Raw genomic sequence first — 14,944 nt, forward strand, 5'->3', positions numbered from 1 at the left:
TGCCCGATTGGCCTCGCCCGTCTTGGCAGTGTTGCAAGGCGTTGTGCGTTCAAACCCCGGCGTTCTCCAATGCAGCCTGCGCGTCTCTGACCTTAAGTTTGCCTGACATGAACTGGGGGAGGAGTTCATCGCGGACAGAGGCGAGTGCACTGTTTTCGTGCACGGCTGTCGCGACTGTTTCGAGCAGAGGGGCGATTTCGGATTCTGTTGTCAGCAATGCAGCAGAATCGAAACTTGGGAATCCCAAATGGTCGAAAGTCTTCATCGTTATGGTGTCGAATACCGAGCCATGGGCTATGTCCTTCGCCCTTAGCATTGCCCGCGTGAGAGCGAAGTAAAGGACGCCGGGCGGGACGTCACCCGGAATGAACCCATAGCACGACTGATTGAATGACGCGGGAGAGGCGAGCCTGGCTACCGCGCCCACTGTTCCTCGTGCCGTGAGGATGACGCTTCCACTAGGCAATGGCTTCGCCTTCGTGCCTATTACTGCGGCTTCTGTGATCATCTCCTCGGTGGAAAATACGACCCCAAAACCGGCGCCAGTAATGTCCTTAGCTGACGCCCAGAACTGGTTTCCGCCCCAGAAGTCCGAGCGAGATCGCGGCGGAGTTCCCCCTAGTACGGGGGTCAAGACTCCGCTCATGGGCCGTATGTCGAATTGGGCAGCGGAACGGTCATACATCAAGCCAGCCAGTGTGCTTGCCGTTTCTGCAATTTTAATGTTGGCCGCGATCTTGTCGTCTAGGGCGCCCAGCACCTCCGCAATCGCTCGTTGCTCTTGCATGCTGGGAATAGGGATCGTGACATTGCCTAGATCGCGAACTGGAAGTTGTGGTTGCGCGCTCCCGGACGTAAGCGACTCGATCTGCGCGACGAAGGAATGCGACCGTACAAAGTGGTACAGATAGCGAGAGTCGAGGAGTGATTCGTCGGTCCGAAGAATGAGCATTCCGGAATTGATACGCAGGCTGTCGAATGGGACTGAATCGTCGAAATATGCCACGTTGCCCACGGTGCCCCGCGTGGTGATGACCACGTCACCACGACGAACCTTCCCAGCGCGGAGGGAGGCGTCTTTGTCTGCCGAGATAAAGGAAGTCTCTTTGAACATGAAGCCGGATTTAGTCACGTTTCGGGCACTAAGAAAAAGACAGTCTCCGTCCGCCGAAAAATCGGTTCCATTGGGATAGTTCTTTCCTCGATCTCCGTCGATCATCCGCAATGGCGCACTGCTAAAGAATTCGACGTGCGGGGAGTTCACGACACCCGCCCCAACTGCTCGCGCACAACCGCCGCCAGCCGCTCAGACTCGTCGAACCGCTCAAATAGCTCCTTCGAAAGCCGCGCGATCTTCTCCTCGATCGGCTCGCCGTCGTCCTCAACATCCGCCGCGCCAACGTACCGGCCCGGCGTCAGTGCGTAGTCCGCAGCCTTGATTTCGGCGAGTGTCGCCGAGTAGCAGAAGCCGGCTTCATTGTCGTACGTCAGACTTGCCTCAACAGCGGAAGCTGTGCCGCGCCAGGCGTGGAAGGTGTTGGCGATTTTGGCGATGTCCTCGTCGGACAGGGCGCGCTCGGCGCGGTCCACCATGTATCCCAGGTTACGGGCGTCGATGAAGAGCACCTGCCCCGTGCGGTCAACGGAGCCGCGCGGACCGGCTGTCTTGTCCTTGGCGAAGAACCAGGTGCACACCGGGATGCCGGTGCTGCGGAAGAGCTGCGTGGGCAGCGCGACCATGCAGGAAACGAGGTCGGCCTCCACCAGCTGGGCGCGGATCTCGCCCTCGCCGCCGGAGTTGGAGGACATGGAGCCGTTGGCCATGACCACGCCGGCGCTTCCGCCGGGCGCCAGCTTGGAGATGATGTGCTGAATCCAGGCATAGTTGGCGTTGCCGGCCGGGGGCACGCCGTACTTCCAGCGCGGGTCCGACTCAGAGCGGGCCCAATCCTTGATGTTGAAGGGCGGGTTGGCCATGATGAAGTCCGCGCCGTTGTTGCCGCTCAGCTCCGGGTGCTGGTCGCGGGCGAACGTGTCGCCCCAGCGCGAGGCCAGGTTGGCGTTCAGGCCGTGGATGGCGAGGTTCATCTTGGCCATCCGCCAGGTGCGCTCGTTGAGTTCCTGTCCGTAGACGGAGATGTCCGAGCCCTCCATGTTGTGCGCCGCAAGGAACTTTTCGGCCTGGACGAACATGCCGCCTGAGCCGCAGCAGGGATCGTAGACCCGGCCGCTGTGCGGTTCCAGGACCTCCACCAGGACCCGGACCACGCCGGCAGGAGTGTAGAACTCGCCGCCACGCTTGCCCTCGGCCTTGGCGAACTTCTCCAGGAAGTACTCGTACACCTCGCCGAGCAGGTCGCGGGCCTTGCTGGCGCCTTGGCCGGTGAAACGTGCGGAGTTGAACAGGTCCAGCAGCTCGCCCAGGCGGCGCTGGTCCACGTTGTCCCGGTTGTAGATGCGGGGGAGCGTTGCAGCCAGGCTCTTGTTGTCGGCCATGGTCAGGTCCATGGCCTCATCAATGAGCAGTCCAATGGACTTGGGCTCGGCGCCGTCGATGGCGTCCAGGCCCTTGGCATTCTCTGCCAGGTAGGTCCAGCGTGCCCGGGGCGACACCCAGAACACGCCGCGGCCGGTATACTCGTCCACGTCGTCGATGAGCTGGGCGATCTGCTCTTCGTTGAGCCCGTCGGCCTCCAGCTCGGCCTGGATCTGCCCGCGCCGTTCCTCGAACGCGTCCGATACGTATTTCAGGAAGACCAGCCCCAGGATCACGTCCTTGTACTGTGATGCATCCATTGAGCCGCGGAGCTTGTCGGCAGCCTTCCAGAGAGTGTCTTTCAGTTCCTTCATGGTGGACGGGGCGAGGTCCACCTTCAATTTCGGAGGCATTATGCGGTTCCTTCTGCTGGTGCGGCGATGGAGATGGGGTCTGTCAGGGTAAGGCTTCCGCCCGCTACGCCGTCCGTAATCAGCGTAGCGAGTTCTTCCAGTCGGTTGAGGCGTTGACGGGCTTCAGCCTGCTCGTGTTGCAGCCTGGCTAACGCGTTGGAGAGCGGCTGGCGTTGAACTTCCGGTGCGCGGCGGAACCGCCAGTTCCGCCATGTCTTATCCGCTGGCGGTCGGCTGCTGATGTCAGCGGCAACAACGTCCGGTACCAGACCGCCGGGGTCACCTCGGTCGATTCTCAGGATCCGGGCAGGGAAGACGACGACGGCGCCGCCCTCCGCATCGACCATCGCTGCGGGCCGCGGGCTGGTACAGAAGACCACATCACCAGGTTCGGTGAGGCGCCCGGCCGGGTACTTGGCCGCGAAGTCGAGGAGCGTGATGAACCGTGGTTCGGTGTTGTCGGGATCCATCAGTTCCTCGCGGCCGAGGATCCTGCTTCCGGCCTTTCGTCCGAGGTCGGTTTCGTCGATCCTCATGCCTTTGAGGTATTTGAGGTTTCCTGAGTTGAGCAGTTCCTGAATTGAGCCCGGTCTCGGCACGGTGCCGGGCGCGGCCGGCTGAACGCCGGGCAGCGCCGCCGGCGTGGAGGTTCGGAGCGACAGGAGACGTACGAGTTCCTCGACCCGAAGTGTAGCCTCGGCGCTGCCTACCGCCGTCGAACTTCTGGCAGGCAAACCGTTCACGAGGGAACCCTTGCCGGCAAGTAGGACGCGGGTCTGTACCAGCCGGGTGAACCTGAACGAGTGAGCGCGGATGGTGGCGCGATCGCCCATGGAGGCGACGACGTCGCTGATCAGGTCCTGGCTGACATCCAGGGTGAGCGGGGTGGTGCTCAGGTCTGCCACGCTTGTCCAGCGCTCCGCAATCGGCACATCAGCGAAGGACGGCCCCAGCACCCAGAGGGCCTGCGGCTCCCGGGGCTTGGCACGAAGAAGCCCCGGCTGGAGGCGGACGATGGCACGAACTCTGCCCGAGCGCAACAGGTCTGAGCGCAGGTTGCCGCCCTCTCCAGCGAGAGCGTCGCACAATACCCGGGCAGGCGCGATGACAACGGCGCGCTGACTGTCGTCCATTTGCAGGACGATGTTCTCGATGCTGTTCAGGATGCCAGTGGTGTCCAAAGCTGGATTGCCCGGAGCGGGGTATTGCGCCACGTGCACCGCAGGGCCGCTGACCGCGAAGGCTCCCTTGGCGTCGATCTTCACGGGGCTGCTGTCCGTGCCATGCACTGCCAGACGACGGCGGGCCAGTCGCGACGCGCTGCCATGGTGGTCGGCTGCCAGGAGAGTGATGGGCCGCGACTCTCCGAATTGCTCGACGATGCTCAGCATCACGTCGCTCCCGCCGGGCGTCGAGTCGACGAATAGCAGCCTGCTGTCCAGGGTGGATGCCAGTTCCATGGCAGTTGCGCCCACGAGCTGTAGTGCGTCGCCTGTCAGCGCGGTGTCCGATTGCTCTCGCAGCCCCTCCTTGAACCGGTGGGCGAGCAGTTTTTCGAAGGCCGCCGGCGCGCTGAACGCACTGTCCGCCAACCGGTCGGCGAAGCTGGCCAGTCCCGAAAGCGCCGAGCCGAGGGCCTCCAGTTCGGAGTAGATGAACACATCGTCAGGATCCGCTTCATCTGCGGCGTCGAACAGATCCGTTGCAGTACTTCCGCCCACGGCCTGCCCCGTAATGACCTTGAGGGTGAGAAGAGCGGTCAGGCCATCGAAGGTCTGCCGGCTGTCCCGCGGTGCTTCAGCTGACGGGGCCGCCAGTCTCGCGAAAACCGCGACGTCGTTCCGAGCCTCCGAGTTGTTCCCCCGGCCCGTGGCCTGCAGCCAAGCGGTCACATCATCGGCGTCGAACAGCTCTACGCCGTTGGCTCGCGCAGTGGATGCCGTCGGGAACGGTAGCGGGCCTCCGCTGCTGCGCTTGCGCCACATGGAAACGACGGGGCGCTGAACCTGGGCAAGCGAGGCGACATCGGAGAGAGTCATACGCAATGTTTCCGTGAATGTCTCCATGGCTGCCCCCTTCAGTCGTGATCGTCCCATCAGCTTAGTAGCGGCGGCAGACATTCTAAGTTTTCAACTGATAACCCGGGTTATCACTGCATCGAGAGTTTTTGGCTCGATCCGATCGTAAGTTCATTCTGCAGCCACGAAGCAATCTTCCGGAGCTGCGACGGCGGCGGGGAACCGCGTATTGGGGGATCAGTATCCCGCCGCCGTTTAGCGGTCATCCACAAACAAAGGAAGAGAACATGTTGAACACTGACGCTGGCCAGGCGCAAATGCCTGAAGGCCAGACTGCTCCTGAGGCAGCCGAGGAGCAACCCGCTCCGGCCGCGAAGTCCAGCCGTAAGAAGCGCATCCTACTGGCGACAGCCGCCGTCGTACTTCTTGCCGGCGGAGTGGCATTCGGAACCGTTCTTCCTGACCCGAAGGCCAGCGATGCATACACGGCGCTGGCGGACGAGAAAGCAGCGGTCGAGATCGAGCGCGACGCCGCACTGTCTAGTTACACGTCCGTGAAGGGCAAGCACGACAGCCTTCAGGGCCGCATCACAGCCCGTGAATCCAAGGTTTCCGCACGGGAGACCGAAGTGGGCAAGGCCGACGCTGCTGTCAAGACTGCCGAAGCCGCCGTCAAGGCCAGGGAAGAGGCAGTGACCGGGGCCGAGAAGGCGAAGGCTGCCAACACCGTCAGCGACGGCACCTGGACCGTGGGGACCGACATCGAACCCGGAACCTACCGTGCCGGCGCGGCGGTGGGATCCACCTGCTACTGGGGGATTTACCGCAGCGGCAGCAACGGCGGCGACATCATCGAAAACGATATCCCCGGCGGTGGCCGACCTGTGGTCACGCTCTCTCCGGGCCAGGACTTCAATTCAACCCGCTGCGGCAAATGGGAAAAGCAATAGCACCTGCAGCATCACCCAACGCACTCTCGAAAGGCACCACCACCATGTCTCACCAGAACTTTGATTCCCTCCCGTCCGTGCCGGTTGCTACGGCCACAGCCAAGCGCCCGTTTTACAAGAAGAAGCGCTTTGTGATTCCGGCTGGCGTCCTGCTGCTGGGTATCGTCATGGGCTCGTGCTCCAGCGGCACCAAGCCGGTGGCGGACTCCAGTCCCATCGCTTCTGCTGCTGCCTCCCAGGCTCCGGCCGAGGCAGCGGCGCAGCCTGCGGCAGCACCGCCGTCGGCCGCCCCGGCACCTGCTGCTCCGACGGGACCGACGGTGGGGACACCCTTCACCGTGAAAATGCGCAATGGCGACGTCGCCAGGATCACGATCGTTTCCGCTGTGCGGACCGACACAGTGACCACCACCGCCTTCGCGTCGCCGCCGAAGAACGGAACGTACCTGCTCCTGGACGTGCTGTGGGAGACCGAGGCCGGAAAGACGAGCTCGAACCCCTTCTACTTCTCGGCCAAGGATGCCAGCGGCCGGAAGGCAGACCTCAGTATGTTTGCCGATAACCAGCTGGGCTCCGGTGACGTCCTGCCGGGTGACAAGTCCCGTGGGTTTATCGCGTTCGACATGGCTCCCGGCGCGGCGACCGTGATGATCTCCGATCCGCTGATGCAGGAAGCGGCGCGGATCCAGATCCCGGGGTAGGCGCAGTACAAATCCGGGCCACGCTGCTAGCCGAGAGTGGTGCAGCGTGGCGCACATAGTCTTACCGCCTCATGCGGGACACTGATGACGTCGCCGAGCCTGTGGTTTAGAGGGGACTACATAATGACCGAGAGCGAAGCTGTCACGCTGGAGGCACAGCTAGACGACGAAGAGGCCGACTCTGACATAGCGAAGGCCGTCAGTGCTCGTCACTCGATTGCGCGCAAGTACGTCATGAGGGTCCGTCGCCGGAATCCCGAGGCGACGCCGGCAGAAGTGATCAAGCTGCTGGAGCGCCACTACAGCACTTCGATCAGCGCCGCAGGCGCCGCCATCGCTGCTGGTTCTATCGCCGTAGAAGTGGGAATCGCTCTGATTCCAGGCGGCGGTGTGGCCGCCGCCGGCCTAAAAACCGCGGGCAAACAGGCCGCCAAGAAGACCGTTCAGGAAGCTGCAAAGGTCACCGCAAGGGAAGCCGCCAAGTTGGCTGCGAAGAACGTAGCAATGGGGGCGGCAAAGACCGGCGCCCAGCGGGTCGCGGCGCTCCTTCCTGCAGGGGATCAGCAACTCCAATTCGAGATCACGGCGGTCTTCGGGCTGGCCCTCGCCGACATTCACGGGATGGACCTTGACCAAGATCAGGCTCATGCCCTGGTTTACGGACTGACCAACGACCGCGTTAGTCAGCAGCAGATCGCCGTCATGGCCACGGATGTTGCGAAATCATCCCCTGAAGGTGTGGTGGGTGTTGGCCACAAAATTGCCGCCGGCAGCGGTGACTGGTCCCACTGGGCGACCACCCTCTCGGACACTCTGCCTAGTGGGGCAGCACAAAGTCTCGTCCGAACCATTCAATCGGGTCAGTTGGACACTGTGCGTGAGACTTTGAGCGGAAAGCAACAGTCGGCGATCGAATATGGAGTGGGTGCGCTGACGGGAGGAGTTAGCCGTTTTGTGTTCGGACGCGACGTCGTCGTCGCGGCCCGAGCCGCGTTCCCGGAGGCCCCGGACAAGTTTCCCGCACATCTAGCCCTTCACGAGAAGGCGAAGGCTGACGCCGATGACGGGGAAGCCGAGCCCAACCGGGCACTCGCCGCTCTGGAGGAGGCTGCGAAGTCGACGGGAACCTGGATTTCCGATACTGCAAGCACCGTTGGCGGGGGAGTAGCTATGGGTGCCGTCACAGTCGGCTCGGGAGTAGCGAGCGCCGCCGCCGTGGTGTCCCGGCCGTTTCGCAGCGTAGACATTGACGGAGACGGAATTGCGGATGAGCCGCAGGCGCTCGCAGCGGTCAAAGGCCTCGGCGGTGCCCTGGCCGGTGCCGCTGATGCAGCGGGTGGACGGGTTGCTGGTTTGTTCAAGTCGAAGAAGCGCGGCACCACCGAAGTACCGGAAAAAGCGTCAGAGTAGGACCGAAGCGGGGCATCAGGTACTACGACTGGGGCATAAGGGGCCATATGGCAGGGACGCCCGCTCGATTTGCCTGCCCTGGCCGTGGTTCGCAGGTTTCAATAGGGGAGTATTAAATGGACGCCAAGGCTTACAGTGCAGAACTCGCCGCAGCCATGGAGGCAGGCTTTGTAAAGGACCAATACACGGGGGAGCACTGCCACAGCTTGGCCGACGCCTACATGGCTTCCCTGCCCGAAAGCTCCCTGCCGGAGGACATCGAGGAGCGTGAGGAGTACGACCGCCTGGTCAGGTGGTCCCTGGAGAAGAAGGACACGTCGCCGGGACAAGTTGTCGTGACGTTCAACTACATCCGGGTCAAAGCGGTGCGAGTCGCCATGAAAGTTGCGCAGAGGCGCGGCGAAGTGGGCGAGCACGACATCCCTTGATTCGGTCGCGGGACCTGCCTGCTCCTAGTCGTGCTGTGAGACAGCGAAAAGGGCACTACTTCGTCGACGGCAGAGCACATCGCGGGTTGCAGAAATGTACCTTATTGAGCCGCGGATGCTAGACCACGTGATCTGGCGGCACGTCTCAGACCGCGACATTTTTCGCCCTGAGGAGCTGAGATAAAAACCCCAAAGTGTACAGAATGGACCGCGCATAAACGGCGGTGCGGCAAAGCTTCCAGACGTGGGCATCGTAGTGGAGTGGTCGCTGGAATTGTGCCATAGGTTATGCAAAGAAGCGCTGGCTGGTAGAGGCGCTTCAGCCCGACGTCGCCGTTCTACAGGAGGTTTCGCGGAGACATATCGCTGAAACGGATGCTCCGTTCAAAGCCTGGGTCGGATCCAACCCTCACAAAGGCTTCCGCGTCACGGGTTACACTGGCCGCTCCCACAACGCTGATTTCCTGACGTCGGCACCTTCTCTGCTTATCGGCGACTTCAACAGCAACACCATCTGGGACAGGGAACACCCGGGACGAAACCATTCCCTGTTGGTCGACAACCTTCACGGACTATTGACTACGCCTTCCTCCGCGGCGCATCAGCGTCCCTCGAGATCGGCCGGCACGAGGACTGGCTGCAGTTCAGCGACCACATGCCACTGATTTCGGACATTGAACCTTTTCAAAGTGCTGCCGTTTCTGCAGCCTCCGCAAGTCCTGCACGGTAACCGTTCCGGCCTTCAACGTGGAGCATGCTGCGAAGCCCGTAGCCGTGATTCCCTTAGAACAGCGGCCAGGGCACCGCCGACATCTCACCGCTCGGAGCCGGGAACCGACGCGCCAAGCGCAACCGGGCGCAGCGCGCGGCGACTGACGCAATTTCATCGGCGCTGAGCAGGTCCGCCAGGTTTCGGCCCAGCTCACCGTCCAGTCCTTCGCTGACACGATCGATGCCCGCAAGTTCCTCGACGGTCAGAGCGTCTCCCAGCCACCCCCACAGCACCGTGCGCAGCTTGTGATCACGGTGAAAGGTAAGCCCGTGATCCACGCCGTGCCGGTGTCCGTCCGTCATGGCAAGGATGTGATCGCCTTTGCGGTCCGCGTTGTTCAATACGACGTCGAACACCGCTATGCGTCTGAGCGCCGGAGAGTCCTCGTGTATGAGGGCGACCATCCGTCCATTCTCATCCTGACCCTCGAGGACGTGTTTCCAGCCGATCTCCGGCACGTCGTCCGATGCAACGAGGTCCACCGGGTTCTGGTCGGGGTCTGACTCCTGCCACAGCTGCACCATCCCTTCGCCGAACGGACCATCGCGCAGCCAGGTGCGTGGCACCACGTTCCAGCCGAGGACCTCCGAAACCAGGTAGGCGGCAACCTCCCGGTGGGCAAGGAAGCTGTCGGGAAAATCCCACAGCGGTTTCTCCCCGGCTATCGGCTTATAGACGACTGTCGTGTCCCCGATGCTGCCCAGGAAGGTGGCGTTCGACGCCGTCGTTATGCGCCCAGTGAGCGTCAGCTCGGCCGTAGACAGGTCGGGCGCCGGCATCAGGCCTCGGGCCGAGTGCAAACGTGCCCGTCGGCGTCTACGGGGTAACCGCAGAGCGGGCACGCGGGACGCCCGGCGCCCACAACCTCACGCGTGCGCTTAGCGAATGCGCGGGCGGTGCCAACCGGCATCCGTACCTGCAGCATTTCGGGCACGTCAGCGTCGTCCTCATCAAGCGACCCGTCGTTGCCATCAGCGTCGACATCGGTGATCGGGTAGGCCTCTATCACCACCTGCGCCGTCGTCGGGTCCCAACCTAAACTCATGGCGCCGGTCCGAAACTGCTCCTGAACGGCCTCGAGCTGGTCAATGTCAACCAATTCAATGGGGGTGCTGGTGGGAACGCTGTGGGGGTTGCCCTCGACGGTGAGAAGGTGGTCCAGAATATCGTCGATTTTGTCGGCGAGCAGAGCCGACTGCTGCTTCTCCATGGCGATACTTACGATCTGAGTCCCCGACCGCACCTGCAGGTAGAACGTGCGTGCCCCCGGAAGGCCAATGGTGCCAACGACGACCCGATCAGGCCAGGCAAACTCATGAACACGTGTAGGCATATGAGCATTTTAGGCATATGAGCTTCATGGCGCCCTATGCCCTGCACCGCCGCCCACCGGCGCGTCGCCGGAGTGGATGCCGTTCGACAGCCACGACAGATCCCCCGCGTCGGTGTTGATCGCGTAGACGCTCGGCCGACTGGCTCCGTAGCGCACGATCGATACGGAGGCAGGGCCTATGTTAATGCGTTGGAACAGGTCCAGGTGCATGCCGAGCGAGTCGGCGACGACTGATTTGATGACGTCCCCGTGACTCACTGCCACCCATATGGCTCCTGGCCCGTACTCGGCTTCGAAGGCTGCATCGTGGCGTCGAATTGCTGCTACAGCCCGAGTCTGCATCGCCGCCATGGATTCACCGCCGGGAAAGGTGACGGCGGACGGCTGCGATTGCACAGCCGACCACAGATCTTCGGTTGCGAGATCACTGAGCGTGCGGCCCTGCCACTGGCCGTAATCGCACTCGGTAATGTCGGATTCCAACGGCGCGTACGGAGTGCCAGCTTGGCGATCAAGGATGACTTGGGCGGTCTGCTGACAACGTTCGAGAGGGCTCGATACCACCCCAACTACAGGCACGGTCGCGAGCCGCTCTCCGGTCAAAGCCGCCTGCTCGCGCCCGATCTGGTCCAGGCTGACACCGGCGGCCCGACCGGCCAGCAGTCCAGTGGCATTGGCTGTGGTGCGGCCGTGCCGCACGAGAATAACTGTCGCCATCCACCCAGCCTAACCATTCGCTCGCCGGCTGTGTTTACGCACACTTTGGAAGTTTACTTTTGCCGGGAGCCAGGCACACCGTTCATCCTTCACCGAATCCCGGCGTCAGTGCGGTTGGTTCTGGATTCGCCGGTTACCGATGTATGCGCTCGCGCCAGTCCGCCGGTACCTTGTCCGCCGGTGCAGGCGCCGGTTGCTCCGTTGGTCTGGACTGAGGATCCGGAAGCCGCGGACCCCGGAAGAACCTCTTTGTTGTGTGTTCGTAGAACCAGTTCTCCCCAGGTTCAAAGGATCTCATGACGGGGTGGCCGGCGGTGCGCGCGTGGGCACTGGCATGCTGTGAGGGTGATGCATCGCAGCATCCGATGTGGCCGCATTGGGCGCAGCGTCGAAGATGCAGCCACCATCCTGGGCCGTCGCCGCTGAGGCATTCCAGACACCCTGTTCCACTGGGTGTGGCGGTGAGACTGATTCCGGAATAGGGCGATCCTCCATGGGCTCTTCCATTTCCATCGCTCCGGTTCTGCTCAGGTCATCCCGCTTGCCCACAGTCGGGAGCTATTCTGGCAGAATCTCCGCGCTCTTGGAATGACAGACTCGGCGCGACAACCGGGGCCAGCTACAACTCCGACCGAACGACGTTTCAGGAGGCAACGAGCACCCCTTGTCCCCAATGTCTCAGCGCGAGTATCGTGAGCGCCACCGAACCATTGAACCGGAAAGACGGCGGCCATGGATTACTCGGTTCCGATCATGCTGATTGCTACCCCAGACCCGACCTCTCGGCGCATTCTTGGAGATGAGTCACGTCGACTCCCGTGGCCGGCGGGCGGGCTGGCGGGCGAGGAGAATGCGCTGAGGGCTGCGTGAAGCTGAGAGGCCCGCTAGGCTCGCCCTGTGACGAGTTCGCAGAACGGCAACGAACGCTACGTCGTCCTCCCTTGGTGGAGGGCAAGATCACTGCCCTGGGCGGCCTTGGTCGTTGTCTCCATCGTCGTCACAGGGATTGCCCTGGAACGGACGGCATTCTTCGTCTACACGCCGGTCCCGGAGTTCATCGAGCGGTTGCGGGTTGGCAGGCTGTTCATGCTCGCCGGGTCTGCCTTATCGCTTGCAGCAGCAATATGGTCGCAGGTCCGAGGCAACCCGCTTTGGGTGACGATCTGTGTTGCCTCGCCGGCAGCGCTGGTGGGCTTCGCGACCATGATCGTGACGCCCCCGTCTCTGACTCCACAGATCGCCGGTCTTATCGCCTTGCCGGCAGCCCTGGCGGGACTCATAGGAGGGCTCCTTCCCGACACCAGGCCTTGACCATGAGTGCCGATAGAGGGGTGCCATCGTGATCCTGTTCGCAGCGGTAGCCCTGCGTGCCATTTGGACAGCGGCCACCGCGTCCACGTAGGCGGCGTCGGGGCAATCTTCTACTCCATCATGCTCAGGTCCTGACTCCGCCGCTTCCGACTTCGCGGAAAACGAAGCGCACGGCACAGGCTGGGTCTTCGGTATAGGGTCGGGTGGTATGGCGCTCCGACTTGTTCAGGTGAATTTCAAGGCTCGGGATGACTCGGCTCTCGGCCGGTTTTGGGCGGATGCCCTCGGCTGGGGTGTTTCCAGCGAGGGACCCGGAGTGACCAATGTTGAGCCCGTGGGCTTCGTCTGGCCGGACCCGGTCGCGGTCTGCGTCGATGTCGTCACCGTCCCGGACCCCGAGACAGTGAAGTACCGTGCGCACCTCGATCTAGCTACCACCTCTGCGGCCCATAAGGCGGGTCTGGTCGCGCGCCTGTTGGAACTCGGCGCGACGCCCGCCGACGTGGGCCAGGGTGATGTGCCGTGGACGGTCCTGGCCGACCCGGAGGGCAATGTGTTCTGTGTACTGGAGCCGCGACCGATCTACCGGGACACCGGGCCGATCGCCACGGTGGTGGTCAACTGCGCGGATCCGCGGGCCATGGCCCGGTTCTGGGGCGAGGCTACGGACTGGACCCTGCACGAGGTGACCGACGATCATGCCAGGCTGCGTTCGGCCACGGGAGTCGGGCCGTATCTGGAGTTCCTTCGCACGTCTGGCGTGGAGACCGTGTGGAACCGTGTCCATCTCGACCTGATGCCGTACCCGGGTGATGACCAAGCGGCAGAAGTGGCCCGGCTGCGGGCCCTGGGCGCCACTGACGCCGACGTCGGCCAGGGCGACGTGCCATGGGTGTGCCTCGCCGACCCGGAGGGCAACGACTTCTGCGTCCTCACCCCGGGCTGACGCAGGGTCACTGACAGTCAGATTCGAAGCGCTGTCCGCCTGGTCGAACGCGGCGAGCCCGTTGCGCAGGTTGCCCGCGATTCCGGAATTTCCCGAGGGTTTGTCCTTTTGGGCATTGCACCGGGGCTTGCATGTACACTCGGTGATCTCAGGTGTACATTTGAAGAATGTCCACCATCAACATCACCGACGCGCGATCGCATTTGCCGGAGCTCGTCACTGTGGCTGAATCCGAGCCGGTATTCATTGAGCGCAGGGGGCGAAGGGCAGCCGTTCTCGTGTCCCCGGAGCGCTACGAGCAAATGCTCGACGCCCTGGAAGAAGTCGAAGATATCGCAGCCTTCGACCAGGCGATGGCCGAAGAGGGCGAAAATATCCCTTGGGCCCAGGTGAAAGTCGATCTTGGCTGGGTATGACCAGCTATCGGATTGAGCTGCGCCCTGCGGCCCTTCAGGCCCTTCGACAGATCCATCCGAACGACCGCGATCGTATCCAGGGCGCCATCGCACTCTTAGGATCCGATCCGCGACCGCCCAAGGCCATCGCCTTGCGTGGACGTCCGGGATTTCGGGTCCGGGTCGGCGATTATCGGATCATTTATACAATCCAGGACGATGTGCTGCTGGTGGTTGTTGTCACCGTTGGCCATCGGCGCGATGTCTACAGCAAGTAGGCAGTCGGCTATTCGATAGTCCCGCTCAGCTGCCTCCGCCGCTCCGGGAAGGACACGGCGCCGCCTGCGGCAGCGCCGCCGTCGGCCGCCCTCCACCGAACCGCAGGCGCCATTTCCGTCTGATGCGCGCACAATAGTAGGGACAGGCAGGGCCTGGCCGGCCCTGGTTTCCGGGAGTCTAGGACGGTCACCGTGAGAGCGATTCAGGCCAAGGCCGCAGTGCTGCTGACGGCGGCGCTCCTGTTGGGCGGCTGCGGATCCGGCGGCGGAAGTCCCGCGGCGTCACCCGGGCCGGGGACAGCGACGACCGGAGCGGTCACGCCGGGAGCGCCAACTATCACCATCAAGAACTTCGAGTACGGCGCGCCCCTGACGGTCGCGCCGGGCGCCTTGGTCACGGTCAACAATATGGACTCAGCTGGCCATACCGTCACCGCGGAGCAGGGCAACGTATTTGACGTGGATGTCCGGGCAAATGGCGGGACAGCCACATTCACGGCCCCCTCGGCACCCGGCTCTTACCCCTACTACTGCACCTATCACCCCAATATGCACGGGACGCTGATAGTCAAATGAACATGGCTGTGAGGGTACTGACAGCACTGGCTTTGTTCATCGACGCGGGGGTTCATATTTATCTGGCCCCCGGCTACCAGGCGGCCTCGCCTGGTGGAATCGGACAGGGCAACTGAGCTGCCGCGGAGTTCTCGGACAGTGGGCCCTCTTAAAATGGGGGTCTACTGAAAGTAGAGATCAGCATGACTGCAGCACGCCGGCGTTTCACCCAGGAGTTCAA

16 protein-coding genes are annotated in these 14,944 nt (G+C 62.8%); 9 read left to right on the plus strand and 7 right to left on the minus strand.

Annotation, left to right across the window (positions count from 1 at the left end):
* Positions 1-49: 49 nt before the first annotated feature.
* From AC50YA_RS02645 to AC50YA_RS02655, 3 genes are read right to left on the minus strand one after another with little or no spacing between them, the layout of a single operon-like run.
* The gene (locus tag AC50YA_RS02645) at positions 50-1,264 is read right to left on the minus strand and encodes a restriction endonuclease subunit S (protein WP_494980806.1); all 1,215 of its coding nucleotides are present in this window, start codon (positions 1,262-1,264) and stop codon (positions 50-52) included.
* The gene (locus AC50YA_RS02650; RefSeq protein WP_494980807.1) at positions 1,261-2,889 is read right to left on the minus strand and encodes a class I SAM-dependent DNA methyltransferase; all 1,629 of its coding nucleotides are present in this window, start codon (positions 2,887-2,889) and stop codon (positions 1,261-1,263) included. The genes AC50YA_RS02645 and AC50YA_RS02650 overlap by 4 nt, the downstream gene beginning before the upstream one ends.
* Positions 2,889-4,928, minus strand: coding sequence for a hypothetical protein (locus AC50YA_RS02655; protein ID WP_494980808.1), 2,040 nt, complete (start codon positions 4,926-4,928; stop codon positions 2,889-2,891). Before AC50YA_RS02655 ends, AC50YA_RS02650 begins: the two co-directional genes overlap by 1 nt.
* 266 nt (positions 4,929-5,194) lie before the next feature.
* Here AC50YA_RS02655 and AC50YA_RS02660 point away from each other — a divergent pair, with 266 nt between their 5' ends.
* From AC50YA_RS02660 to AC50YA_RS02675, 4 genes are all read left to right on the plus strand, one after another.
* Positions 5,195-5,857: an Rv1352/Rv1906c domain-containing protein gene (locus AC50YA_RS02660; RefSeq protein WP_494980809.1), complete on the plus strand. Its 663-nt coding sequence runs from the start codon at positions 5,195-5,197 to the stop codon at positions 5,855-5,857.
* Between the two features lie 44 nt (positions 5,858-5,901).
* The gene (locus tag AC50YA_RS02665; protein ID WP_494980810.1) at positions 5,902-6,558 is read left to right on the plus strand and encodes a DUF4352 domain-containing protein; all 657 of its coding nucleotides are present in this window, start codon (positions 5,902-5,904) and stop codon (positions 6,556-6,558) included.
* Between the two features lie 123 nt (positions 6,559-6,681).
* Positions 6,682-7,968 (plus strand): hypothetical protein, encoded by a 1,287-nt coding sequence (locus tag AC50YA_RS02670; protein ID WP_494980811.1) that lies wholly within the window; start codon positions 6,682-6,684, stop codon positions 7,966-7,968.
* Between the two features lie 116 nt (positions 7,969-8,084).
* Positions 8,085-8,396, plus strand: a complete 312-nt coding sequence (locus AC50YA_RS02675; protein ID WP_494980812.1) for a hypothetical protein — start codon at positions 8,085-8,087, stop codon at positions 8,394-8,396.
* A 783-nt stretch (positions 8,397-9,179) separates the two neighbouring features.
* On the opposite strand, the gene AC50YA_RS02680 is transcribed toward AC50YA_RS02675, so the two are convergent.
* The 4 genes from AC50YA_RS02680 to AC50YA_RS02695 all read right to left on the minus strand — a co-directional run bounded on the left by AC50YA_RS02680 (position 9,180) and on the right by AC50YA_RS02695 (position 11,690).
* The gene (locus AC50YA_RS02680) at positions 9,180-9,947 is read right to left on the minus strand and encodes an SCO1664 family protein (RefSeq protein ID WP_494980813.1); all 768 of its coding nucleotides are present in this window, start codon (positions 9,945-9,947) and stop codon (positions 9,180-9,182) included.
* Positions 9,947-10,501, minus strand: a complete 555-nt coding sequence (locus AC50YA_RS02685; protein ID WP_494980814.1) for a DUF3090 domain-containing protein — start codon at positions 10,499-10,501, stop codon at positions 9,947-9,949. Before AC50YA_RS02685 ends, AC50YA_RS02680 begins: the two co-directional genes overlap by 1 nt.
* A 24-nt stretch (positions 10,502-10,525) precedes the next feature.
* On the minus strand, positions 10,526-11,218 hold the full coding sequence (locus AC50YA_RS02690) for an MSMEG_4193 family putative phosphomutase (protein ID WP_494980815.1): 693 nt from the start codon (positions 11,216-11,218) through the stop codon (positions 10,526-10,528).
* Positions 11,219-11,351: 133 nt separating this feature from the next.
* Complete coding sequence (locus tag AC50YA_RS02695) at positions 11,352-11,690, minus strand: UBP-type zinc finger domain-containing protein (protein ID WP_494980841.1); 339 nt, start codon at positions 11,688-11,690, stop codon at positions 11,352-11,354.
* A gap of 425 nt (positions 11,691-12,115) precedes the next feature.
* On the opposite strand from AC50YA_RS02695, the gene AC50YA_RS02700 reads away from it, so the two are divergent.
* From AC50YA_RS02700 to AC50YA_RS02720, 5 genes are all read left to right on the plus strand, one after another.
* A complete protein-coding gene (locus AC50YA_RS02700) occupies positions 12,116-12,529 on the plus strand; it encodes a hypothetical protein (RefSeq protein WP_494980816.1) in 414 nt (137 codons plus the stop codon).
* A 208-nt stretch (positions 12,530-12,737) separates the two neighbouring features.
* Positions 12,738-13,475 carry a VOC family protein gene (locus AC50YA_RS02705; protein ID WP_494980817.1) on the plus strand — a complete coding sequence of 246 codons (738 nt, stop codon included), beginning with the start codon at positions 12,738-12,740 and terminating at the stop codon, positions 13,473-13,475.
* A 167-nt stretch (positions 13,476-13,642) separates the two neighbouring features.
* On the plus strand, positions 13,643-13,891 hold the full coding sequence (locus tag AC50YA_RS02710; RefSeq protein ID WP_494980818.1) for a type II toxin-antitoxin system Phd/YefM family antitoxin: 249 nt from the start codon (positions 13,643-13,645) through the stop codon (positions 13,889-13,891).
* A complete protein-coding gene (locus tag AC50YA_RS02715; RefSeq protein ID WP_494980819.1) occupies positions 13,888-14,148 on the plus strand; it encodes a type II toxin-antitoxin system RelE family toxin in 261 nt (86 codons plus the stop codon). The genes AC50YA_RS02710 and AC50YA_RS02715 overlap by 4 nt, the downstream gene beginning before the upstream one ends.
* Before the next feature lie 192 nt (positions 14,149-14,340).
* Positions 14,341-14,724: a cupredoxin domain-containing protein gene (locus AC50YA_RS02720; protein ID WP_494980820.1), complete on the plus strand. Its 384-nt coding sequence runs from the start codon at positions 14,341-14,343 to the stop codon at positions 14,722-14,724.
* The last annotated feature ends 220 nt before the right edge of the window (positions 14,725-14,944 follow it).

The sequence above is a fragment of the Pseudarthrobacter sp. RHLT3-21 genome (assembly GCF_059383495.1).

What these genes read in the sequence shown, in the direction of transcription:
- AC50YA_RS02690 (WP_494980815.1), bottom strand. Translation starts at nt 11,218, where the DNA reads ATGGCGACAGTTATTCTCGTGCGGCACGGCCGCACCACAGCCAATGCC.
- AC50YA_RS02675 (WP_494980812.1), top strand. Translation starts at nt 8,085, where the DNA reads ATGGACGCCAAGGCTTACAGTGCAGAACTCGCCGCAGCCATGGAGGCA.
- AC50YA_RS02670 (WP_494980811.1), top strand. Translation starts at nt 6,682, where the DNA reads ATGACCGAGAGCGAAGCTGTCACGCTGGAGGCACAGCTAGACGACGAA.
- AC50YA_RS02680 (WP_494980813.1), bottom strand. Translation starts at nt 9,947, where the DNA reads ATGCCGGCGCCCGACCTGTCTACGGCCGAGCTGACGCTCACTGGGCGC.
- AC50YA_RS02655 (WP_494980808.1), bottom strand. Translation starts at nt 4,928, where the DNA reads ATGACTCTCTCCGATGTCGCCTCGCTTGCCCAGGTTCAGCGCCCCGTC.
- AC50YA_RS02650 (WP_494980807.1), bottom strand. Translation starts at nt 2,889, where the DNA reads ATGCCTCCGAAATTGAAGGTGGACCTCGCCCCGTCCACCATGAAGGAA.
- AC50YA_RS02705 (WP_494980817.1), top strand. Translation starts at nt 12,738, where the DNA reads ATGGCGCTCCGACTTGTTCAGGTGAATTTCAAGGCTCGGGATGACTCG.
- AC50YA_RS02660 (WP_494980809.1), top strand. Translation starts at nt 5,195, where the DNA reads ATGTTGAACACTGACGCTGGCCAGGCGCAAATGCCTGAAGGCCAGACT.
- AC50YA_RS02685 (WP_494980814.1), bottom strand. Translation starts at nt 10,501, where the DNA reads ATGCCTACACGTGTTCATGAGTTTGCCTGGCCTGATCGGGTCGTCGTT.
- AC50YA_RS02715 (WP_494980819.1), top strand. Translation starts at nt 13,888, where the DNA reads ATGACCAGCTATCGGATTGAGCTGCGCCCTGCGGCCCTTCAGGCCCTT.
- AC50YA_RS02710 (WP_494980818.1), top strand. Translation starts at nt 13,643, where the DNA reads ATGTCCACCATCAACATCACCGACGCGCGATCGCATTTGCCGGAGCTC.
- AC50YA_RS02665 (WP_494980810.1), top strand. Translation starts at nt 5,902, where the DNA reads ATGTCTCACCAGAACTTTGATTCCCTCCCGTCCGTGCCGGTTGCTACG.